16 protein-coding genes are annotated in these 19,645 nt (G+C 71.1%); 9 read left to right on the top strand and 7 right to left on the bottom strand.

Annotated features, from left to right (window positions below):
- Positions 1-56 precede the first annotated feature (56 nt).
- The gene (locus QFZ82_RS01450; RefSeq protein WP_307711223.1) at positions 57-1,463 is read right to left on the bottom strand and encodes an IS1380 family transposase; all 1,407 of its coding nucleotides are present in this window, start codon (positions 1,461-1,463) and stop codon (positions 57-59) included.
- 719 nt (positions 1,464-2,182) lie between these two features.
- Here QFZ82_RS01450 and QFZ82_RS01445 point away from each other — a divergent pair.
- The 4 genes from QFZ82_RS01445 to QFZ82_RS01430 all read left to right on the top strand — a co-directional run bounded on the left by QFZ82_RS01445 (position 2,183) and on the right by QFZ82_RS01430 (position 7,555).
- Positions 2,183-3,169, top strand: a complete 987-nt coding sequence (locus QFZ82_RS01445) for a DUF6236 family protein (protein ID WP_307711390.1) — start codon at positions 2,183-2,185, stop codon at positions 3,167-3,169.
- 967 nt (positions 3,170-4,136) lie between these two features.
- The gene (locus tag QFZ82_RS01440; protein WP_307711389.1) at positions 4,137-4,952 is read left to right on the top strand and encodes a hypothetical protein; all 816 of its coding nucleotides are present in this window, start codon (positions 4,137-4,139) and stop codon (positions 4,950-4,952) included.
- 68 nt (positions 4,953-5,020) lie between these two features.
- Positions 5,021-5,899, top strand: a complete 879-nt coding sequence (locus QFZ82_RS01435; RefSeq protein ID WP_307711388.1) for a hypothetical protein — start codon at positions 5,021-5,023, stop codon at positions 5,897-5,899.
- Positions 5,900-6,316: 417 nt separating this feature from the next.
- Positions 6,317-7,555, top strand: a complete 1,239-nt coding sequence (locus QFZ82_RS01430; protein ID WP_307711387.1) for a hypothetical protein — start codon at positions 6,317-6,319, stop codon at positions 7,553-7,555.
- 310 nt (positions 7,556-7,865) lie between these two features.
- Here QFZ82_RS01430 and QFZ82_RS01425 read toward each other — a convergent pair whose 3' ends face one another.
- Positions 7,866-8,039 carry a hypothetical protein gene (locus QFZ82_RS01425; protein ID WP_307711386.1) on the bottom strand — a complete coding sequence of 58 codons (174 nt, stop codon included), beginning with the start codon at positions 8,037-8,039 and terminating at the stop codon, positions 7,866-7,868.
- Positions 8,040-8,893: 854 nt separating this feature from the next.
- On the opposite strand from QFZ82_RS01425, the gene QFZ82_RS01420 reads away from it, so the two are divergent.
- Positions 8,894-9,283: a hypothetical protein gene (locus QFZ82_RS01420; RefSeq protein ID WP_307711406.1), complete on the top strand. Its 390-nt coding sequence runs from the start codon at positions 8,894-8,896 to the stop codon at positions 9,281-9,283.
- Between the two features lie 25 nt (positions 9,284-9,308).
- Here the strand turns inward: QFZ82_RS01420 and QFZ82_RS01415 are convergent, their stop codons facing one another.
- On the bottom strand, positions 9,309-9,692 hold the full coding sequence (locus tag QFZ82_RS01415) for a hypothetical protein (protein ID WP_307711385.1): 384 nt from the start codon (positions 9,690-9,692) through the stop codon (positions 9,309-9,311).
- Positions 9,693-10,781: 1,089 nt separating this feature from the next.
- On the opposite strand from QFZ82_RS01415, the gene QFZ82_RS01410 reads away from it, so the two are divergent.
- The 4 genes from QFZ82_RS01410 to QFZ82_RS01395 all read left to right on the top strand — a co-directional run bounded on the left by QFZ82_RS01410 (position 10,782) and on the right by QFZ82_RS01395 (position 17,267).
- Entirely contained in the window at positions 10,782-11,507 is a 726-nt protein-coding gene (locus QFZ82_RS01410) for a hypothetical protein (protein ID WP_307711384.1), read from the top strand.
- 72 nt (positions 11,508-11,579) lie between these two features.
- Positions 11,580-11,849: a hypothetical protein gene (locus tag QFZ82_RS01405; RefSeq protein ID WP_307711383.1), complete on the top strand. Its 270-nt coding sequence runs from the start codon at positions 11,580-11,582 to the stop codon at positions 11,847-11,849.
- Between the two features lie 1,362 nt (positions 11,850-13,211).
- Positions 13,212-16,985 carry a hypothetical protein gene (locus tag QFZ82_RS01400; protein WP_307711382.1) on the top strand — a complete coding sequence of 1,258 codons (3,774 nt, stop codon included), beginning with the start codon at positions 13,212-13,214 and terminating at the stop codon, positions 16,983-16,985.
- A gap of 72 nt (positions 16,986-17,057) precedes the next feature.
- The gene (locus QFZ82_RS01395) at positions 17,058-17,267 is read left to right on the top strand and encodes a helix-turn-helix domain-containing protein (RefSeq protein ID WP_307711381.1); all 210 of its coding nucleotides are present in this window, start codon (positions 17,058-17,060) and stop codon (positions 17,265-17,267) included.
- A gap of 193 nt (positions 17,268-17,460) precedes the next feature.
- Here the strand turns inward: QFZ82_RS01395 and QFZ82_RS01390 are convergent, their stop codons facing one another.
- The 4 genes from QFZ82_RS01390 to QFZ82_RS01375 form a co-directional block, all read right to left on the bottom strand.
- Positions 17,461-18,135 carry a nucleotidyl transferase AbiEii/AbiGii toxin family protein gene (locus QFZ82_RS01390; protein ID WP_307711380.1) on the bottom strand — a complete coding sequence of 225 codons (675 nt, stop codon included), beginning with the start codon at positions 18,133-18,135 and terminating at the stop codon, positions 17,461-17,463.
- Entirely contained in the window at positions 18,132-18,497 is a 366-nt protein-coding gene (locus QFZ82_RS01385) for a hypothetical protein (protein WP_307711379.1), read from the bottom strand. The genes QFZ82_RS01390 and QFZ82_RS01385 overlap by 4 nt, the downstream gene beginning before the upstream one ends.
- A gap of 200 nt (positions 18,498-18,697) precedes the next feature.
- On the bottom strand, positions 18,698-19,084 hold the full coding sequence (locus QFZ82_RS01380) for a fic family toxin-antitoxin system, toxin component (RefSeq protein ID WP_307711378.1): 387 nt from the start codon (positions 19,082-19,084) through the stop codon (positions 18,698-18,700).
- On the bottom strand, positions 19,081-19,380 hold the full coding sequence (locus QFZ82_RS01375) for a DUF1778 domain-containing protein (protein WP_307711377.1): 300 nt from the start codon (positions 19,378-19,380) through the stop codon (positions 19,081-19,083). The genes QFZ82_RS01380 and QFZ82_RS01375 overlap by 4 nt, the downstream gene beginning before the upstream one ends.
- Positions 19,381-19,645: the final 265 nt, after the last annotated feature.

Below are 19,645 nucleotides of genomic sequence, written 5' to 3'. Positions count from 1 at the left end.
GGCGCGGTGGTCGGGTTCTCCAGGATCCTTCGGGTCGTGGCGGGCAGGGTTGCCGGTCAGTCGGCGGGACGGGGCAGTGCTGCGAGGCGATGGAAGGCCGTGGCCAGTTCGTGTCTCCAGGGCCAGGTCGCTGATATCCGCAAGCGCAGGCGTCGGCCGCCGCGGGTGAGGCGGGCGGCGACGTGCAGCAGCCGGTAGCGGAGCTTCTTCGGCTCGGCGGTGGCCAGCTCCCCGTCCAGCAGCAGGACACGGGTCCAGGCCATCAGGTCGATCGCCGTGAGGCTGAGTTCGAGCCAGACGGTGTTGATGGCGAAGTCGCGGGAGGGGAAGCGGCCGAAGCCGGTGGTTTTGCCGCACCGGATGTGGTCCTCGACGCATGCATGCCCGCGGTGACGGACCTCCAGGAACTGGGCGGAACCACCACCGGAGTAGGGGGTGTCGGTGAGGAACACCTGATGCCGCAGGCCCTCGTCGAGGTCGAACAGGGACAGCTGGGCGCCGGGGTGCGGGCGCTCGCGGCGCACGATGATGCGGGTGCCGACGGGGTAGCCGGTCAGGTCGACCATGTCGGTCAGCTCGGCGACCTCGGCGCCATCACGCAGCGTCCCGTCCTGGTCCAGGGCGGGATGCCAGAGGCGGTCGGGCAGGGCCCGGACAGCGCGGCGGACCGGCTCGGTGATGGCGTATCCGACCGAGAAGAAGGTACGAATTCCTCGTTTCCGCACGTCGCGGATGTGGGCGAGGAAGGCTTTCGCGGATCCGGCGCTGTCGGCGCGGACCAGGATGTCGGTGCCGTGCCGGTGAGCGTCGGGGATCTGCGCGAGCGCCTGGTCGAGGACCGTGATGTGGTCGCTTGCGGTGTTGGCTCCGGAGTTCCCGGGCCGAAGCCGCCCCGACACGGCCTCGCCGGTGTTCGCGAGGAAACACAGCAGCGGATGGAAGCCGAAGCCGCCCTTATAGGTGGGTGCGGCCTGTTCCTTTTCCGAGTGGCAGGTGACCAGCGTGGCGTCGAGGTCCAGGACCAGGCCGGGAAGTTCTCGTCCGCCGGCCCGAGCAGCAGGTATGCCCTCGCCGGTCTCGGCGGCCTGCATCCAGGCGACTTCCCGGGCTGAAGCGCGGGCCGCTCGCAGCGAAGCGAGTGCAGCCTCGTCGGTGTCGGCGAGCAACCGCCAAGCCGTGGGCGTGGAGGCGACCGGGCCGAACACCTCGCCCTGGTCCCGCAGCACGGCCAGATCCGCGATCGCCTCACCGCCGTCGGCGAGCATCACCGCGAGATCGGTGGCGACCCGGCCCGGATCATGCCCGGTCCCGCGCGGCCGAAGCGGCCTGAGAGCGGCGGAGTACGCGGCGGTCAGCCCGGTGGCATCGGCAAGATCCGCCAGCAACCGTGCCCCGGCATGCCCGACCACCCCCGAACCATCGGCACTGACATGGACCTTGGGACGCAACCCGATAGCCTGCACGTAGAAAGTGCCCTCCGCCTGGACCGACAGAACCCCTCAGCAAGGTTCATCGTCCCAGGTCAGGAAGGCACTTTCGCGTTTCCGCCCCAAAGCCAGCCGTACCCAACCGAAACGGCGAGGCTAACAGCCATCGCCGCAAACATCGAGCGCCTCAGCCGACGGCCGCCGACCGGAGAAGCACCTCCGTCCCGGCCGCCGACCGCCTTCCAGAACTTCCTGGACCAGCACGGGATCCCCCGGCCGAGGTCTTGGCGGTCCGCCAGAGACTGAGCAGACGACACCAAGATCCCCGACAGAGTCAAGCTCAGAACAGGACAAGAGGGGCGAGGCGCTTGCCCGGGACCTGGCCCAGCGCATCAAAGCCATCGCCGAGGACCTCAGTACGCGGAGATCCTCCTGTGGCCTCCGGACCCCGACGCCATCTGACCGCTCGGATCATCGACAGCCAACTCGGCCGCCGGCCGAAGGGGTCCGAATGACGTTCCACAGACCGATGCCTGATCCAGAACCTCGAACGCCTCGGCGCCCCCGGAATATGATCGAACGGAACTGCCGTCCATGCCCGGCCCGCGGGCCCTCGGCCGCTACGGCCTCGACCTGCTCCCGTGGCCGGACAACCGCACCTATCGCATGCGAGCCTGAGCCAGTCCAGCCACGCCGCCGCAACGAACGCATTCTCTTTCGCGAAATCGACAGCAAGAGTCATGTAGGGGGAAATCATGCCTACCCTTCTCTATTACCCATTGGCTAAGCCTCCAGTGAATGTGGTCCACGAAGCGTTGCTGTACTGGGACGGCATCGCTTCGATGGTATCGGATAAACAAGAAACGTATGAACGCACGCTCATGGGCATGCTGCAAGATCTCAAGGACCGGGGATTTTACCACCCCATTAACCTAAAGCGTCATTACAGTCTGCTAGCCAACAGGGAAATCGATGACTTTCCTGGGATGGTCGATCGGCTCCATGCACTCGGCCCCCACAGGGGGCGCCCCGTCTACCTCGACCATGGGGGAAAGGTGGGATTCGGTCTCGAAGAGGGGCTCATCGCACTTGGTGTGGCCCGACGTAATCGATTCCTTGAGCGTCCCAATCTTGGATTCCTCGTCATTCCTGAGAAGGCGCTACTCATCCTGGCCAGCACCATGGCTCAGGAGGTGGCCCGCTCGACAACGAGTATCTCCTACACGCCCTACACCGATCAGTCCGCGGCTGAGGAACTTTCGCTGAGGCCGAATTCATGGTCCGCTGTATCGGCTTGGCGGGTGGAACTTGGCCGCATGCTGCCCATGCCGGCACCAGGAACCCCAACCTCCGAGGTTCTGGCCTTCCGTGAAAAATACGCCGCCGAGCGAGAGCGTTTGATCAAGGCAACTCAGGCCATGCTCAGTGAGCTCAACCGGCACTGGGAACACCCGGCCGATGTTCTTCAACGCATGCGCAGCGAACTGACCCAGGCACGCGAGGACTATCAGGGAGCTGTAAAGAGCAGTCGCATGGCGTGGATCACCAGGTCCATCTCCGCCACGGTGGCGGTAAGCACCGCGGTAGTCGGAGCCCTGGCCGTCCCAGACCTAGCGTGGGCGGCCGGTATCGCCGGAAGCATCGGGTTCAATATTGCCACTCGCGAGGTTCGTCCCGTGATGCAGAAAAAGCAAGAGCATCCGTTCAGCTACCTCCGGCTCGTCGAGAAAGAACTGTCGTAGCAGCGGCTTCGTGGCCGAGTTGCTGGAGAGCGGGTATTGCTGAGCATCTGGGCGGACCGGAGATCCGTATCTCGCGCGGACTGCGGCGCCGGGCCCTGCGGCGCGGGGACCACCAGAACAGGCCCGGCGGTGAATCGTCGGACGAAGCGCTGGCGGCCATCCAGGAGCGGAATTTCCGCTCGGCCGTCTTGCTGCTCGCTCACTCGCCGGTGACAGTCGGACCTCCGGGGGCGGAACCGCATAGCAGCGTGCCCGGCGGCGGCATCGGCTTCGAGGATGGGGCGTCGCCGGGCCCTTACAGGGTGACACGCCGGACCGACATCGCCGCAGCCAGCCCCGCATTGATACGAGAGGCACAGCGTCCAAGTCTGCCCACGAACGGCCACGGCACTGGACGCGACACCAGACGACCAGCTACCCAGGCCGTGAGAGAGCGGGCCGGTCAGCTCGACGCCGAATACGCACTGACCCCGTCCCTTTCCACACCTGAAACACCGCCGAGCCCCCCGTGCCGAGACCCGCTGATTCGTACGGTGATTCGCCGGGTGGCCCTCGGTGCGCGGCTCATGTGTCACGGCACTGAGGCCGGATCGGTGGCGCTGCGACTGGTTGCGGCCTGAAGGGCCTACCGGTTCCAGTCAGTCCAGCCGAGGATCAGCGGGCCCTGTGCTACCTGCGTGCCGCAGTCCGTCCCCCGGTGCGCCCGCGACAATTTCCGCCCCAGCGCTCCCACACCACGGGACCACCTCGCGTCCAGGCCGCCGCCGGCCCGCAGCACCCGGCAGCCTGAACCGACCGGCCACCCGGGCGGCACACCGCCAACGGGACGAGAAAGAGAGTGCGCGTGCCCGACACCGACCGCCTGTACGCCCTGTCCAGCACCTACACCAACCCCTGGTGGCCCAACGATCCCGGACCCGGCTGCTGATCAACGACGCCATCATGGCGATGCGCTGGTACCTGACCCATGAGCGGGAGGAACCTCGCCGTGGCCGGGCACGTCAGTTACCACGGCGGCGCCACCTGGCGGCCCCTCCATCCGCGCGAGCTCCTGGCCGACACCGAGAGCACGCTTCTGCGTGCTGCCCAGGCACCCGGCGAAGCGGCCCGGCGCACCGCGGCCCTGCTGCGGGACGCGCTGGACGTCGAGGCCGCCGACTGGATCGACGCCCGCATCCGCTACGTCCAGCCGGACGACCCCTTCCCGTACCCCGTCGAGACCCCCGATCTGGCGGCCTGGGAACGCGGCGGCCAGATCTGGGCCCTGACCCTGGGCACCATCCCGCACGAGACGGTCCTGGCGCACCTTGCCGCCCAGTACGCCGACCCGCAGCCCGACGGCCCCGAGCAGATGCGCACCGGCGCCCGGGACACCCTGAAGGCCCTCTCCCTGGCCGAGACGCCCGAGGGTGCGGACCTCAACAACCTCCTGGAGGGTGTGGCCCGCCTGAACCGGCTCACCTTCGGCTTCGAGATCGGCCAACTGCGCGCCCTCGCCGAAGACGCCCAGCGCAGCATCGAGGACCATCTGCTCACCCGTCTCCCGCGGACCGCCGCCGTGGCCGCCTCCCACCCCGACCCGCTCCACCCCGCACAGCAGGCAGCGCGCGCCTACATCAACCGCCTTGCCCTGATCGGACCCGACGGCGAGGAACACCTGCGCGCCGACGCCCGCCAGTCCCTGACCGCGGCCCTCGCCGCAACCGAGAACACCCCGGAACCCACCCGCCCGCCGCCGGCAGCCAGACACCGGAAGCGATTCCCGGCTACCCCCGGCAATTGAACGACCAGCAGGCTGCTGCCCAATGGCGGGTAAGGTCGCCGATAGCCAGACGTGCCGCGGAGCAGGTCATGGCCCAGCTGGTGGAGGCATCCGCTGCCCTGACCGAGGCCACTGCCGCCGCCGACCCCACCCGACCGCCCACACCCGAAGAGGACCAGGCCCTCCTGGCGCACACCGAGCTCCACAGGCAACTGGACGAAATCACCGCCCGGCACGCACTGCTGATGCACGCCGCGGTCCTGGCCGACGCCGAAGAGGCCACAGGCCCGGCCACGCACACGACCATCGCCGCCGCGCAGCAGGCCACCCCCCACAACGGATACCGCACGGCGGACGAGGCCATGGCGAACCACGCCGCGTTCATGGCCCGGGTCGGTGCGGGGGAAGATCGCATCGCCCTCACCGTGGGTGAGCAGCGGCAGTTGACCCGCGACGCGCTGCACCGCCTCTTCCCCCAAGCCGTGGGCAGCAGCGGTCTGCATCTCATGCGCGCGCAGTTGATCGAGCACTCCGGGCTCGGTCTCGACGCCTACAACCGGGCCTACCGCGCGATCGGCGAGGCCAGCTGCGACCTGGAGAAGCTGTCTGCCGACTACTGCAGCAACACGGCGGAACCAGGCAGCCGACCGCCGGTGACCGCCCAGCAGGTCGACGAGGCCCGGACCAGGGTGCAGGAGGCCGACGACTACTTTGCCGATCTGCAACTCAGCCGCAGGGCGACCCTGCGGGCGGTTGCCGTACTGGACGGGGCGGCGGGCCTTGAGCCGTCCTGCGAGTCGGCGGCCACGCGCGCCGCCAGGATCGCGGGCCAGTCCCGCCACAGGGCACTGCAGACCGCCCCTGCCGCCGCGGACCCGCGGCGCGGCAGCGCGTCCACCGACCACCAGACCCAGCACACCGGACACCTCCAGACCCGGCCGACCGGGCTCGGCATCCGCCTGCCCTGAGCCTGACGCCGCTGGGAGCGAACTACACTGCCGATCCACCGCCGCCCGCAGGGGCACCGCGATCTGCCGCTCGCTAGCGGGGATCCGATCCCCTTCGGCTGCCCGCCGGGCCTACCTGGGACAGCGTCGCGGGAGCCCTCAGCTGGGGGCTGGGGGAGCAGTACACGTACGGGCCATGCACTGGCGGGCTTCCCGCGCACGGTCCCCCAGCGCGCCACTGCGGCACCGCGTGTCGCGATGCTCACGATCCCGTGCTGCGCGCCTCGAGGGACGTTCGAAGGCTCCTTCTGCCCGCCCTGCGGAACGAGCACACGGCGCCCCGCCGCCCGCCAGCTCGCCGCCGCCACAGTGGGGGGTTGACGTTCGGTTGACGGCAGAGGGGCGGGAATGGGCACGTCGCTGTGGGAACCAGGGCGAATGAACTCCGGCCCGCAACGGCCGCGGGCCTTCGCACAGGAGACGGCGCAGGTTCTGGCGGTCGACGGGAAGTCCGGGCAACTGCGCTACCTGCCGGACAAGCGCGGCAACGACGAGATGGAGCCGGGGGTGACCTGGCGCGCCTACCTCGCCGAGGGCATGCTGCTGTGCCCGATGCCCGGCTGCGGCCCGTTCGGCCGGGTCGTCGCCGGCGGCGCCCGGCGCCACCACTTCGCCCACCCCGCCGGGGCCGGCGAGCACGATCGCGGGACAGGCCCCGAGACACTGTGGCACCTGAGCGCGAAGGACGTCCTGCGCCGGTGGATGCACACCCACCCGGGCTTTGCGGACTGGACCCTGCACATCGACGACACCCCCATCATCATGCCGGACGGCCAGCGGCGCCCCGACCTGCTGGCCATCGCCCCCGACGGGAGCGCCAAGGTGGCCTTCGAGGTCCAGTACTCCCCGCTCACGGGCACCAACTGGAAGGCCCGCCACGACTTCTACGCGGCCGCCGGCGTCGTCGACATCTGGCTGTTCGCCCATCACGGCCCCCAGTGGCGGACCGCTACCGCGAGGCAGCGCCGCCGCAAGGAGCTTGCCTGGAGCGATCCCGGCTGGGTGGCAACCATCCAGCTCAGCGGGCTGCATCAGAAGATGCTGCAGGACGGCGTGATCCCGCTGTGGCTCGACCCGACCGCGCAGATGGTCGGGACCGCGACAGCACGCTTCCACCCCGCACCCGCCCTGCCCGGCGAACGCCTCGGGGAGGACACCGCCTACAACCTTCCGCCGCACAAGACCTTCCCCGCCTGCCACGTCGCCGCCGACGCACTGGAGCACTGCCAGGTGGACCTCGCCGCCGGTGAACTGCTCACCCCGGCCCGGCACGCGCACCGGAAGGAACACAGCCGCTTCCTGGCTGATGAGCAGGTCGCACAGGAGCGGGCAGCCCGGATCCGGGCCCGGCTTCACGCCGAGCAGCAGGAGCGGACCCGGCGCCGACGCGCGGCCGAGCAGGAAAAACGCCGTGCGATTGCAGCGCAGGTCGCAGCCGATCAGGCAGAGCGGGACAAGCACGAGCAGGAGGAACTGCGGCGCAAGGAGGAGGAACGCGCCGCTGCCGAGGCCCTGCAGAAGATGCCGCTGCGCGAGCAGTTCCCGCCGCTGTTCCAGCAGGATCCCCCACCACCCGCGAAACCGCCGTGGTGGCAGTCCTGGCGACGTCGGGCTTGACCACGCCACCAGAAGCCGGAGCACCGGCGCTCGCCCGTGGCGGGCCGCCCTGCCACGCCATCCACCGTATCCGCCGTGACCTGGGCAATAGGCTCAGTGTTGTCGCCGAGCCTTGACGGGGGAGGACAGACATGACGAGTTCGAGGGGGCACTCGAGCGAGGATGCGGCCTGAAGATCGCATCGAGGAACTCGCCGCGGCGCGAGCTGCCAACAGGGATCTCACCGGAGCGCTCAACCCAACCACCTGACAAAGAGGTTGATCTCATACCGAGGGGCCCGCATTCTGTGGGCCCCCCTTGACGTTTGTGGTCAGCTGCCGCTGGCGGTGAACACATCCTTCAGCTCGGCGCCCTTCTCCCAGAGCCACTTCCCGGCCTTGGTCCCGAAGCCGAACATCGTCCCCTTGACCGCACCGAGGAGGGCCGCCTTGGGGACACTCTCAGCCTCCGGCCGTCCGGTCTGCGGCTGGGAGACCGTCGGCACCGGTCCACGGTTCGACGGCTCGCTGTCACCACACTGCACCGGGTTCTGCTGCGAGATGACTGATGGATCTCTCTCATCTGAAGGAACAGAAGAGGAGAACCCGCACTTACAGCTCGTCGATGAGCGCAGCGTCCCGCATGCGCACGGGTTCCTCCAAATGCCTCAAGGGCTCGGGAAGGAACTGTTTAGTTCTGCAGCCGCAGAGCAGGACAGGAATGAGCCGTCGCGATACGCGACTTGGTGTTCTGAGCGACCCCCACGGCGAGCCCCTGAACGCTCCACCCACTCAGAAAACCCCTCAGCAGCAGGAGGATGACGCGCGCCAAGGAGTGCCGGGCCATGACCCGCCTCCAGCGCCCTTTCCGCGCTCGCCTCTCCTGCATGCGGCCATGTTCGCACACGCTTGCCTCATGCGGGGCCGGATCACCCGCACGATCGACTCCACAACACCTGTTGCGATAGCTACAGTTCAGCCCACCATCGCTGACCTGCATCAACTGAGTGCCTGACAGCCAAGGTCAGGTTCAAACCCCAGAGAAGCGGCGCTGGTGGGGTTCCGGGGGGTAGACGAGGGCGCCCATGACCTCGTATCGATGGCAGCAGCGGCGAGAGCCCCGTAGTCGGTGATGTCCGGGTCAGCAGGGATGTGGCGCTGGGCCATGTCGAGCTCGTCGACGAAGATGATCGGTGCCATCAGGCGGCGGCACGCCCCTGCCGCTGCCTAAGCGTTCCCCGAAGCCGGCAGCGGGCTCGTCGATGAACTTTTTGGTGTTCTCGTTGAACCGGGCACGCGCGATGTCGGCAGTCAGCAGCTGGGCGGTGCAGCTCTCGGGGTCGGCGTGGCCGCCGGCCACGTGGCTCTCTTCACGACGACTTCCCTCAGTGGATGTTCAGCGCATCGGGAGGCATGGGACGGACCCTCGTACCGCGTCCGCACCGACGGGTTCGAGGCGTCGTTACCCAGCGCGGACCAGGATCTGGACGCCGTCTGCAACATCGACGTCGCGATTCGACTGACGACGGACGGCTCCCGCTGGAGCGGGACCGTGTTCACTCTCACCGAGGTCGAGCGTCTGATGGAGAGGTGGTCCCGAACCGACGAGGCCCTGGGCGGCCGCTACTTCTGGTGCTCCGACGGCTTGATTGTCCGGGACCCCGGCATCGACACTATGACTCAGGTGCTTGCCGACCTGCTCGACCCCGGTGACTTCACGCAGGTTCTCAAGAGGCTCGACGACGAGTGACCTCCCAGTCCCATTCGGAAACGAGTTAGCCGATCGGCCGCCGGATCTCCTCGCGGACCTGAGCCGTCGCCTTGGCTGCGGCGGCGAGGTCGACCTCCTCCGGGGACTGCGTCGCCCCGGTGGCCGTGATCAGCGACACGGACGCGTTCGTGTTGTCGTCGGCCCACGCGCAGATGGGAAGCGGAGTGCTGCCGCCGCCCGCCTGCGCCATGCTGACGACCTGGCAGGTGATCGTGACCTCCGAGCCGGCCGGGGTGAAGTCCTTTGCGGCTACGGAGAGCGTGGCGCCGTCCGCCGTGGCGGCGCCGTCGAGGATCTTCTCGCGGGCTGCCGCCGGGTCCTTGATGCTGCCGTGCATGCCGGAGAGCACCAGGACACCGCCCTCGGAGTTCGAGGTGTACTGGGCCACCGTGGCCTGCGGGGCACGGATGTTGGACTCGTCGACGGCGGACGACTCGAGCTGCTGCTGCCGCTGGGCGGACTGGTCGTCGGCGAGCTCGTACTTCCCGTCGAGGAGCGTCTTCGGTGCCGTCAGTTCGTACTCGGCCGCCGGGAACTCGCTGCCGCCGCCCGACGCTGCCCGAGCGCTGTCCGCCCCTGTTGCCGAACCAGACGAGGAGGAGGACCAGCGGGATCGCCCCGAGCGCCAGGGCGAGGGTCAGACCAGTCCGGTTCTTCCTCCGCGGCACCGGCGGCGGGCCGTACGGCGGCGGGCCGCCCCAGCCGCCCGCCGCCGGGTGGGGCGGCTGCCCGTAGCCGGGCTGCGGATGCCCCGGCTGCTGCGGGTACTGCGGCTGGCCGTACGGATTCGGCTGCTGCCCGTACGGGTTCTGCGGTGTCGACATGGCCATGACGCTACTTCACCGGCATTGACACTTCTCCACCCCCGCACGATAGGCGCCTCGTCCAGCACCGGTGCCCGAAGTGGAATTGCTGGGGGGATCTCCGGTCGGCGAGGCTGCCTGCGAGCCCTGCTCTGGGTCATGGGTCGATCTTGCGGAGGATGTGGACGATGTCGCGGTGCAGGAAGGGGAGAGCCAGAGGCTCTCGTGCAGCAGGTCTTCATCGCCGTCGACCGCCTCACTGACGACCCGCGCCCCGAAGGGGCCTTCGGCAGCGCCGATGTGTGCGTATCCACGTCGTCGCCTACCGCGTGATGTACGAGATCAGCGACCAGCAGGTCCGCGTCAGCGTGATCCATCTCGGACGTCTGCGCTGGCCGTCACTACCTATGGCATCGTCATCGGCACCCATGCCTGCTTCGGCTACACCGTCGGCCACCCATCCGGCATCCGGTCGTGCGCTGCCTGCCCGCCGCGGGGCGGCGTGTGGTGGGGGCCGGCTTCGTCGCACCAGCCTGCCGGCGACGGACAACGCACCGCACCGTCCGCAACAGGAGCGAGTGCACTCCCGCTGCGGACCCAGGGCATCGGACCCGAAGGGGGCGGACTACGCTGTTGTCCGGCGCGCGGCAGGCGGCGGCCACTACGCTGACCAGGTGACCACTGTGCTCCCCGAGGTCGTGCGACTGCCAGCCGACCCCTCACTGACCCACCTCGCCTACCATCACGAACACCCCGTCGAAGCGTTCGAGTTCGACGACACGCTTGAGGTCTGGACGGTGAAGGCCCGGATCGACGCGGACGTCCTGGCCGAGGACATGGCCGCCTACAGCGACGTCGACCAGGAGACCCTGGACGCGGTCCAGGACATCACCGTGGGCCGGATGTCGTTCGTGCGGGTACGGATGCACGGCTCCGACCACCCCTTCGAAGCGATGGACTCCTACACCGGCGACGTCTGTCGCATCGGCGAGACGGTGCTGGACGTCGGCACTGGGGAGTGGGACACCGCCTTCGAAGAGACACTTGCCCATCCGGTCGGGGACCTTCTGGTCATGGACCGGGTCATCCTGGAACCCGCGTGGCGCGGCTTCGGCCTGGGCCCGGTCCTGGCAGGCGCGGCCATCCGGCGCCTGTCGCAGGACTGCGTCGCGGTCGCATGCGAACCCGGCTCGGCCGACGGCCGCGACCTGACCGAAGCCCAGCACCGCGAGGCCACTGCCAAGCTCGCCGGCGTCTGGTCACGCATCGGCTTCGAGCCCTTCGCCGACGGCGTGCACATCCTCGACTGCCACCTGCAACGACCCCACGACCTGCTGGCCGAACGCCAGAAGGAGTTCAGCGCCCTGTGCCGAGCCTGGCGCGCACACCACCGCCCGTAGGACCGGAAGGCCGGGCAACGAGCCCAGAGCATTCCGCGTGGCCGTCAGCCCGGGAGAACACAGGACACATCAGTGGGTGCACCCGCAGACGGTGCGACCGACGTGGGGGAGCAGGGGGCCGTGGAAGGCGAAGGGAATCTGCTGGCGGAGTACGGCCGGTGGCGCGAGCAGGCGGTTTTGCAGGAATGGGCCGTCCGGCCCCCGCTGCCGGACACGGACGCGGGGCGCCGCCTGGGCGCGGCCCTCGACGCGTTCTACGCCCACGCCGTCGCGCACGGCTACGACCCGGAGGCCGAGATCCCCCGCGAGCCCCCAGCCCACCCCCGCACCGGCCGGAGGTAGACGGTCGCCGCTGCTGGCCGACGTGCTGGAAGGCGGGTGCGGACCGGCGGGGGAGCGCGGCCGGTTTCCACTACGATGCCGACCGGCAGGACGCGCACCGCCGCCCGCCGCCGCTGCTCCCCGCCCGCGCCGGGACAGCCAAGACGGCCAAGGTCCCCACCCGGGCCCGCGACACCCACCCGCACGACTGCGGGCAGGCGCGGGGTGCCCGGAGAGAAGACGTCATGCCACGCAACCAGTCCCGCGCCGGCCAGCGCGCCCGCGCCGTGCAGAAGGCCACGGGCCGCACGAGCAAGTACACCGAGCTGCTGCGCGCCAAGCCCGGCCCGCGCGGCGCACGCCGGAAGGCCGTCCACGCCGAGCCCGCCCGCCGACCTCGCCGCCCACCCGGCCGCCTGACCCACGCGGACCGACCCGCTGCGCCGCGCCGCGCCGCGCCCTCCCCGGCCGCAACGCCGGGGGCCAACGGCCCCGGGCCCGCACCCCACCGACGAGGATCCCGAAAAGGGACCCGCCCCCGCCCCCACACGGCCCCCCGCCAGGGGGCACGCCCCACCGCCGGCCAACGGCCGGCCTTGCCTGTCGAAGTGCTGCTCCGTACCCGCCCCGCCCACGGCTGCGCCCCGCCCGGCCCGTCATGAGGCAACTTCCACCCCTCCTACGCTGGTTGACCTGGTCGAAATCTGCGTATGGGTGTCCGGCCGGAGCGGGTGGAGGCCTCCGAGCGGACGCGGCCGGCGGTGCGCACCGGCAGGGCGAGCGTCGTACGGAGCCGACCGGGTCCGCGGGCGCGTGCCCGGCGCAACTCGGGTTCACGGCCCGGAGATTCGTCCGCCGTACGGCGCCGCGCTCCCGGAGCCGGGGGCGCGGATCCCCAGACGTCGTGGGACGGGCCCGGCCTGCTGCTCGTCACCCGCCGTACGCCGTACCGTGCCGTGGCTGCGCCGTGGCCGGGCCGTACGACGGTGTCGTCCGCTGCGCCCGACCGGAAGTGCCGCCCGGCGGCTTTCGCAAATTCACACACTTCCACGCGCGCACCCATGCGGCAGAGGCCGGCCGTACGACGGCGCCAGCGGGCCCAGGGCGTTCATCGTCCGCAGGCTTGCCACGGCCGCACTGGTTGCCCGCGATCTGCCGGCGGTCGTACGACGGCCGGTGCGTGCTCCCGCCGCCTGCGACCGTGGTGACGAACAGCAGCCAGGCCGCGTCGTACGACCGCCTCGCGTCGCGGTGCGCGCCGAGGCGGGCAGGGTGTGTCGGCGGTCGGCGGGTGGCGAAGTACCAGCTGGCCCGGGCCTGTTAGCCGTCGCGGATCCGCCATATCGGTGCGGGCGTGGTGGCCGACGGGTCTACGGTGCGGGGATGAGCGACGAGGTGGCGCCGGTGGGCGCGAGCGTGCCGGAGGTCGACGACATCCTCGCGGACGCACTGCGGGCCCAGGGGGAGGCGGGCGTTCGGGCGTTGGGTCTGCTGCGGGACGCCCGCCGGGTGCTGACGGGGACGGAGTTCGTACGGCCGGAGGAGGTTGCCGCGGCGTGTGTGCGGTCCGCGGCGGACGCGCTGCTGGGCCTGCCCGGCGCCCCGGTCACGGTGGGTCTGAAAGCTGCGGCGGAGGGCCTGCTGGCCGCGGTCGACGCCGTCGCGCCCACCGCCGCCGAGGTCTTGGGGCCGGACGGGCCGGCCATTCCGGTCGGCGACGCGTCCCCGGCTGCCGAGGCCTCCCCGCCCGACGCGCCGGCCGCCGGAGCCGGTCCGGCCGCCGCTGATGCGGCCGGTGGCATGTCCGGCGTCTCCGCCGAGGCGAACGCGGCGTGGGAGCGGGTGACGGCGGCCGCGGACGTGCTGCGCGACGAACTCAACCGTCCGGGCCGCTACCACCAGGCGCGGGCGCGGGGCATCGTCGAGCGGCTGATGAAGGTGGAGCTCGGCGCGGCGCAGGAGACGGCGCTGGATGTGTGGGGAACCGTCTACGGGGTGGCCTCGGGGATCCTGCACGGCCGCAGCGCCCACGCCGGCGAGGCCGCCGTCCTGTACGCGGACATCCTCGCCGCGGCCCGCAACCTGCTGGTGCCGCTCCCGGACCGCGCGGCCCGCGTCCTGGAGCTGGTCGCCCTCGAACACCCGGGCGCCGCCGACGCGAAGGAGCTCGCCGGCTGGGCGGACCCGCGGGCCGAGGCGTACTTCTTCCGCTCCGGACCGGCCACGGCGTGGCTCACGGTTCTGCAGGAGCACGCGCCGCACCTGCTGATGCCGGACGGGGCGGCCGGCGGACGGTGGCCGGCCGCCCCGTTCCTCGACCACGTCGCCACCGCCGACCCGGACGCCGCCCGCACCTGGCTGAACGCACCGGCAGACAGGGGCGCCCCCGGCGTCCTGCGGGCCCAGCAGATCGCCGCCACCGGCCGGCTCGCCCTTAACGCACTGCTGGGCCTGGCCGTACGCCGCTGGGACGTCGTCGACGCCGCCCAGCTCCAGGCCGTGTTGGCCGGCCCCGGTGTCCGGGACGGGGGCGGCCTGGAGGTGGCGGCGACGCTCCGCCTGGCGGCGAGGTGGGCCCGCGCGGTCCCGCGCGCCGAGCGGACGGGGCAGTGGATCGGTGTGGTGGAGGGGCTGCTGACCGGCGCGGTCGAGGACGAGCACACCGGCCACCTGGCGCTTGATGCGGTCGCCGAGCGGGTGAGGGCCCGGATGAGGGCCGCAGGCTTCCTCGACGGCGTCGCCGAGGACGTCGAGGGCGCGGCGGACGAGGCGGCGGGCGCGGACTGGGTGGTGGCCGAGGAGAAGATGCACGAGCTGATCGCCCTGCAGGGCGCGTCCCGTCTGCCCGACCACGACGTCGCCATGCTGGTGCGGGAGCTGGCGTGCACCGCCTATCCGGCCGGCCGCCGCGGCCCCGCACACCGCAACGTCGGCGCGGTGCGGGCGGTCCTGGCCAAACTGCTGTCCCATGACGTCGAGTTGACAGCCGAGGAGTCCCGGCCGGTCGTCTTCCACGCCGACCTGGACCAGGTGCGCGTCGGCGACGCCGCGGCGTTCGGCGGGCCGCGCCTCGCCCGCGCCGTGCTGGACGTGGCCGCGGCGGACGCGGACGCCGGCACCGGCCTGGCCCAGCGCACCCGCCACTTCCGGCGGGTGGAGGGCCTCGATGCCCGCCTCCACACCCGCCTGATCGCCGCGCACCTCACCCGCCGCCCGCCGTCCGTCGGCGCCCTGGACGCACCGGAGTGGTGGCAGGAGGCCCTCGCGCTCGTTCCGCAGGCGCTGGCCGCCGATCCCGCCCCTGAGCCGGCCCGCCTCGTTGAGCTGGTACTCGCCGTCTGCCCGCCCGAGCACGCCGCGCAGTTGGAGGCGGATGTCCGCACGGCCTTGGGCACCCCGCCGCCCGCCGCGCTCATCGAGGAGGTGCTGCCCGCTTGCGCCGACCAGGCCGACGGCCGCGCCGAGCCGCTCGCCACCTGGCTGCGGGTGTGGGACTGGTCGCCCGTCCTGACCTCCACGGTCCTTCAGGGCTGGGAGCCGTTGCTTCAGGCGCTGCGCCGCCTCGAGCCCGCTGGCCCGTCCGACCCGCGCGCCCAGGCCGTGCTGGAACCGGTGAAGACCACCACGGCCCTTCAGGCCGAGGACCTGGTGGAACTGGCGGCCGGGCAAGGGCCGGTGGCGGCCGCGCTGGCCGCAGCCTCGGATGCCGGCGACGACGGGTACGCGATGGTGCTGCACCGCCTCGTCGCCGCCGCACCGGCCGCCTGGACGTCCGACGTGCCCGCCGTCCTGGCCGCCCTCCGGCGGCCGGAACTCGCCGCGTTCTACCTCGCCGCGGCCGCCGCCCACGCCGACCGGCCCGGCGCCTTCCCCTCCGGCGCGCTGCCGACGGCCGTCGCTGCGGCGCTCGAGGTACGCCGAGGCCTCGGCGAGAGTGCCCCTACCGTCGGCTTCGACGACGTACGGCGCTGGCCCGCCGGGGTAATCTTCGCAGACCAGGCGCTGTTCGACCTGCTCACCGCCGCCTGGCGTGCCGATGCCCTGGCCGGTGACCAGGAGAGGGACGCCGTGGCGTACCTGCAGGCCCTGGTCGCCCCGCTCGCCCGCGCCGCCGGTGACACCGCCCCCGCCGCGGAGCTCAAAGACGGCACCGCCGCCGCTACCCAGGCCGCCGCTGCTCCGGGGACCGCCGAGGAGGGAACGACGCTGGTGCTGACGGGATCGGATACGGAAGTCCGGGCGCTGGGCTGTCTGCTGGAGTACGCCACGCACCAGGCCCGTACCACCGGCGAGATGCCCGAGAAGGTCCTGGACACGGTCGCCGGTGTCCTCGCCGCGCACGCCGGCCAAGAGGCGGTGGCCACCGCGATCGGGGTGCACCTGCCGGCCCTGCACCGGTACGCGCCCGCGTTCGCCGCCGCCCACCGCGCTGCCCTGTATGGTCTCGTGCCCGGCCGGCCGTCGCCGGCCGCCTCCTGGCTGCGCTGGTCAGGCCCCGACGGGCAGCTGCTCGCCGCCCTGGGACGCGCCGAGCTCCTCGCCGCGCTGCGCGCCGAGGTGCCCGGCGCCGCCGAGCACCTCGCGCACGCCCTCCTGGACGACCCCGCCCTCCTGGACCATCCCGCCGCCTGGTGGACCGAGTTGGCGGACGGCACCGGCGACGGCGTTGCCGCGGTCTCCCGCCTGCTGGAGGCCATCGCCGCCCGCACGCCGCGCACCGGCGCCGACGGCCCGTTCCCGCCGGCCGAGCATGCGCGGGTGGGAGCGGCCGTGGACCTGTGGCGGGCCGCGCTCGCGGCCGACCTGCCGCAGGGTGCACTCGTTGGTGCGGGCGCCTTCGCGGACGCGGCCGTGGAGGAGATGGTGTGGCTTGAGCTGATGCGGGCGAGCGCCGAGCACTCCCCGACCCTGACCGACGCCGACCTCGTCGCCGAACGCGCCGTAGCCCACCCCGGCCGTGCCGACGCCCTGCTGCTGGCCGCGGTGCTGGTCACCCAGGCGCCTGGGACATGGCGGGAGACGGCCGTACGACGGCACGCCCGCGCCCTGCTGGACGCCGCCACCGCCCTGCCCCAGGACGAACGCCCCTGCGGGGTGCAGGAGCTGAGGACGGCGCTGATCAACGCTGGCGACGTCGACGCCGCCGCCCGCCGGTGAGCCGCCCGATACGCCGAGCCCGGCCCACCGCAGCGCCGTCCGCAGTCGTTCACGAGCCTGAATGAAGCCGACATGCTGGGAATTCGCGTTCACATCAAAGGGCCGGCCCGACAGAAGATCGGGGCCGAGCTGAAGAAGGCGTACGACAAGGGCGCCTCGATCCGGACCCTCGCCCAGGGCTGTAACAGGTCCTACGGCTTCGTCCACCGCCTGCTCACCGAGGCCGGCACCACCATGCGCTCACGCGGTGGCCCGAACAGCCGGAGCCGGACAGCAAGCTGACCACCCCACCGCCGGCCAACGGCCGAGTTCCCGTGCGGCCCTCCCCTCGCTTCCCCTGGGCCCGTCGGCGGCGTCCGGCGTCCCCATGAGTGACGAAAGGCCATGCCATTCTCACGCCGACCGCCAGCTATGGGACGCGGCTTTTCGCCACGCGGGCTGCAAAACCGCCACGCCCCGTAGCCGCCGGTCCCCGTCACGCGTCGTGGTCGTCGTCCATGCCCGTGTTCAGCCGCTGCTCGAGGTCGCTGACCCATTCCTGGGCCCACTGCCGCAGCTCTGCGATCTGGTCTGCAGACAGGCCGTACGCCTCGAATTCGGCATCGTCGATCCACTGAGAGGTCCCGAGACGGTCGCGGAGATCGTCCAGGCGGAACTGGCCGCGGCCGTGCCGCTTCCCCAGCATCTCCAGATCCGCGATCGTGTGATCGCCGGCCGCTGCCCGGACGTCGACGAAGTCGCGGGGCGCCGCGCGGTCCGCCAGCGCCCGGACCTTGGTGCCGATCACGTCGTCGAGGCCGAGGACGGGGCCGTACGGAGTGAGGGCCGGCCGCGACCACAGGTTTTCCTTGAGGACGTCGACCTCGCACTGCTCCCCGGTGTCAGCGCTGGTCACCATCAGGCGAGCGGCCAGCGGGTCCACACTGATGGTGCTGACCTGCCACCCGCGCTCAACCAGGCCGAGCACCAGCTCGTCAACGATGGCGGACATGGGGGACGGATTCTCGGTGGCGACGTCGATGTCCTGGCTGAGCCGGTCGACCAGCCCGTGCGCCTGGGCGGCGTAGCCACCGGTGATCACCAGCGGGTACGGGGTGCCGATCGCGAGGACGTCTGCCAGCAGCCGACGATGGAGTTCAGTGATTCTCACGCGGCGGCAGACGCCCGGTGTGCAAGCTCGGGGAACGCGGCCTCCCACGCCTCGCGAACGTGCCTGCTGATCATGGTCCTCATCAAGGGCCACTGCGAGAGCAGAAGATCGCGGTTCAGGAAGCGGGTGATGTCCTCGCGCTGCCCTTCCGCGAGCACCGTCCGGTACAGGCCCATGCACTGCCGGGGCCGGTCAAGGTCGTAAGTACGCAGGCCCGACCAGACGATGTGGAGCGGCAGCTCGACCGGCCCGTGCTCCGGCCCATCGAGCTCCTCCAGGGTGCCGGGAAGGCGCCCCACGTACCGCTCATGCAACACGTCAGCGACGGAGGGCGTGGCATCAGGAGACGACTGCTGAACCATGGTCCTAGTAAACCGTGCGTGCCAGGCGAAGGGCAGGGCAGACGCGCCTTCTGCCTGCCCTGCCTGCCTGCGCCGCTGCGGCGAGGGCGGTTGATCACTGCCTCACTGGAGCACGCGTGCTGCGCGGGCGATCCGGCCGTGTGGCTGATGCGGTCCGGGCGCCGGGGCCACGACGACTCCCCGGTACTGCACCTCACGGATCAGGCGATGGTCCAGTCGCGCAGCTGGCGGGCGATCCGGGCGACGCTGATCGCTCCAGAAGCCGCGTCCTGCACGAGCGCGACGGCCGCCTTGGGCGCGTAGTCGAGTTCGCGCGCGTTGAGGATCAGGTAGGCCTCAGTCGCGTGCCAGGCGAAGGCCGAGTTGGAATGTTCCAAGCACGGCAGTTTCGCCAGGGTCTGCAGCAGCGCACCGGCCTTGAGATACAGGGAGCCGTAGATGTCGCGTTCCATCGCCCTGGCGTTGACCCGGGCGACCGCGGCGTACAGCGGTCCATAGTCGTCGACCTGCGGATCGCCGTCGAGCAGCTCGGCGGCGTGCAGCAGGAACGTGACGTCGAGCGGGTGGAGCGGTTCAGGCTGGGTCACGCGGCGTGGCCTCGCTCCTGGTGCTGCTCGAGTTCTCGACGCGCTTCCTGCTCGGCCGCCCGCTGCTCGACGCTGGGGTCCAGGCCGGGCTCGGCGGCGAAAGCCGCGCCGCTACGGTCCATGGACGCCTTGAAACCGTCCAGGAACTTCCGCTCCACGGCGGTCGCACGGTCGTAGGCGGCAGAGAGGATGTACTCCTGCATGCTGACCCCCGCCTGCTTGGCCGCTGCCGCGATGGCGGCCCGCTGCGCAGGGTCGGGAAAGCGCAGGTTCATCGCTGTTTTGGCATCCGACATGGCACCCACGGTACCAGCGGTACCACAGCGCCGTCTCAGGAAAGCCGCGGACGACCACGGCCTCAGTGCAGTCAGCGAGGACGCATCCGCCGTCCCGGCCTGGCGAGACCTCCCATGCGCTTGTTGTGTACCCACTTATGTAACGCCCTTCAAGGCGGTGCGGAAATATGTAACGGCTACTCTCCGTACTCCGTGACGGTCACTCTCCGTGCGCCCTGCCGCCCCGGGCACCCGGGCTCTTCGTCAGTCCTTGGCCAGATGCTCC

Source organism: Streptomyces sp. V4I23 (genome assembly GCF_030817975.1).
Classification (GTDB): Bacteria; Actinomycetota; Actinomycetes; order Streptomycetales; family Streptomycetaceae; genus Streptomyces.
Note: the sequence above shows the minus strand (reverse complement) of the source record. Positions and strands in the feature narration are given on the sequence as shown.

What these genes read in the sequence shown, in the direction of transcription:
- QFZ82_RS01440 (WP_307711389.1), top strand. Translation starts at nt 4,137, where the DNA reads ATGAGCGGGAGGAACCTCGCCGTGGCCGGGCACGTCAGTTACCACGGC.
- QFZ82_RS01385 (WP_307711379.1), bottom strand. Translation starts at nt 18,497, where the DNA reads ATGGTTCAGCAGTCGTCTCCTGATGCCACGCCCTCCGTCGCTGACGTG.
- QFZ82_RS01430 (WP_307711387.1), top strand. Translation starts at nt 6,317, where the DNA reads ATGAACTCCGGCCCGCAACGGCCGCGGGCCTTCGCACAGGAGACGGCG.
- QFZ82_RS01375 (WP_307711377.1), bottom strand. Translation starts at nt 19,380, where the DNA reads ATGTCGGATGCCAAAACAGCGATGAACCTGCGCTTTCCCGACCCTGCG.
- QFZ82_RS01395 (WP_307711381.1), top strand. Translation starts at nt 17,058, where the DNA reads ATGCTGGGAATTCGCGTTCACATCAAAGGGCCGGCCCGACAGAAGATC.
- QFZ82_RS01445 (WP_307711390.1), top strand. Translation starts at nt 2,183, where the DNA reads ATGCCTACCCTTCTCTATTACCCATTGGCTAAGCCTCCAGTGAATGTG.
- QFZ82_RS01400 (WP_307711382.1), top strand. Translation starts at nt 13,212, where the DNA reads ATGAGCGACGAGGTGGCGCCGGTGGGCGCGAGCGTGCCGGAGGTCGAC.
- QFZ82_RS01435 (WP_307711388.1), top strand. Translation starts at nt 5,021, where the DNA reads ATGGCCCAGCTGGTGGAGGCATCCGCTGCCCTGACCGAGGCCACTGCC.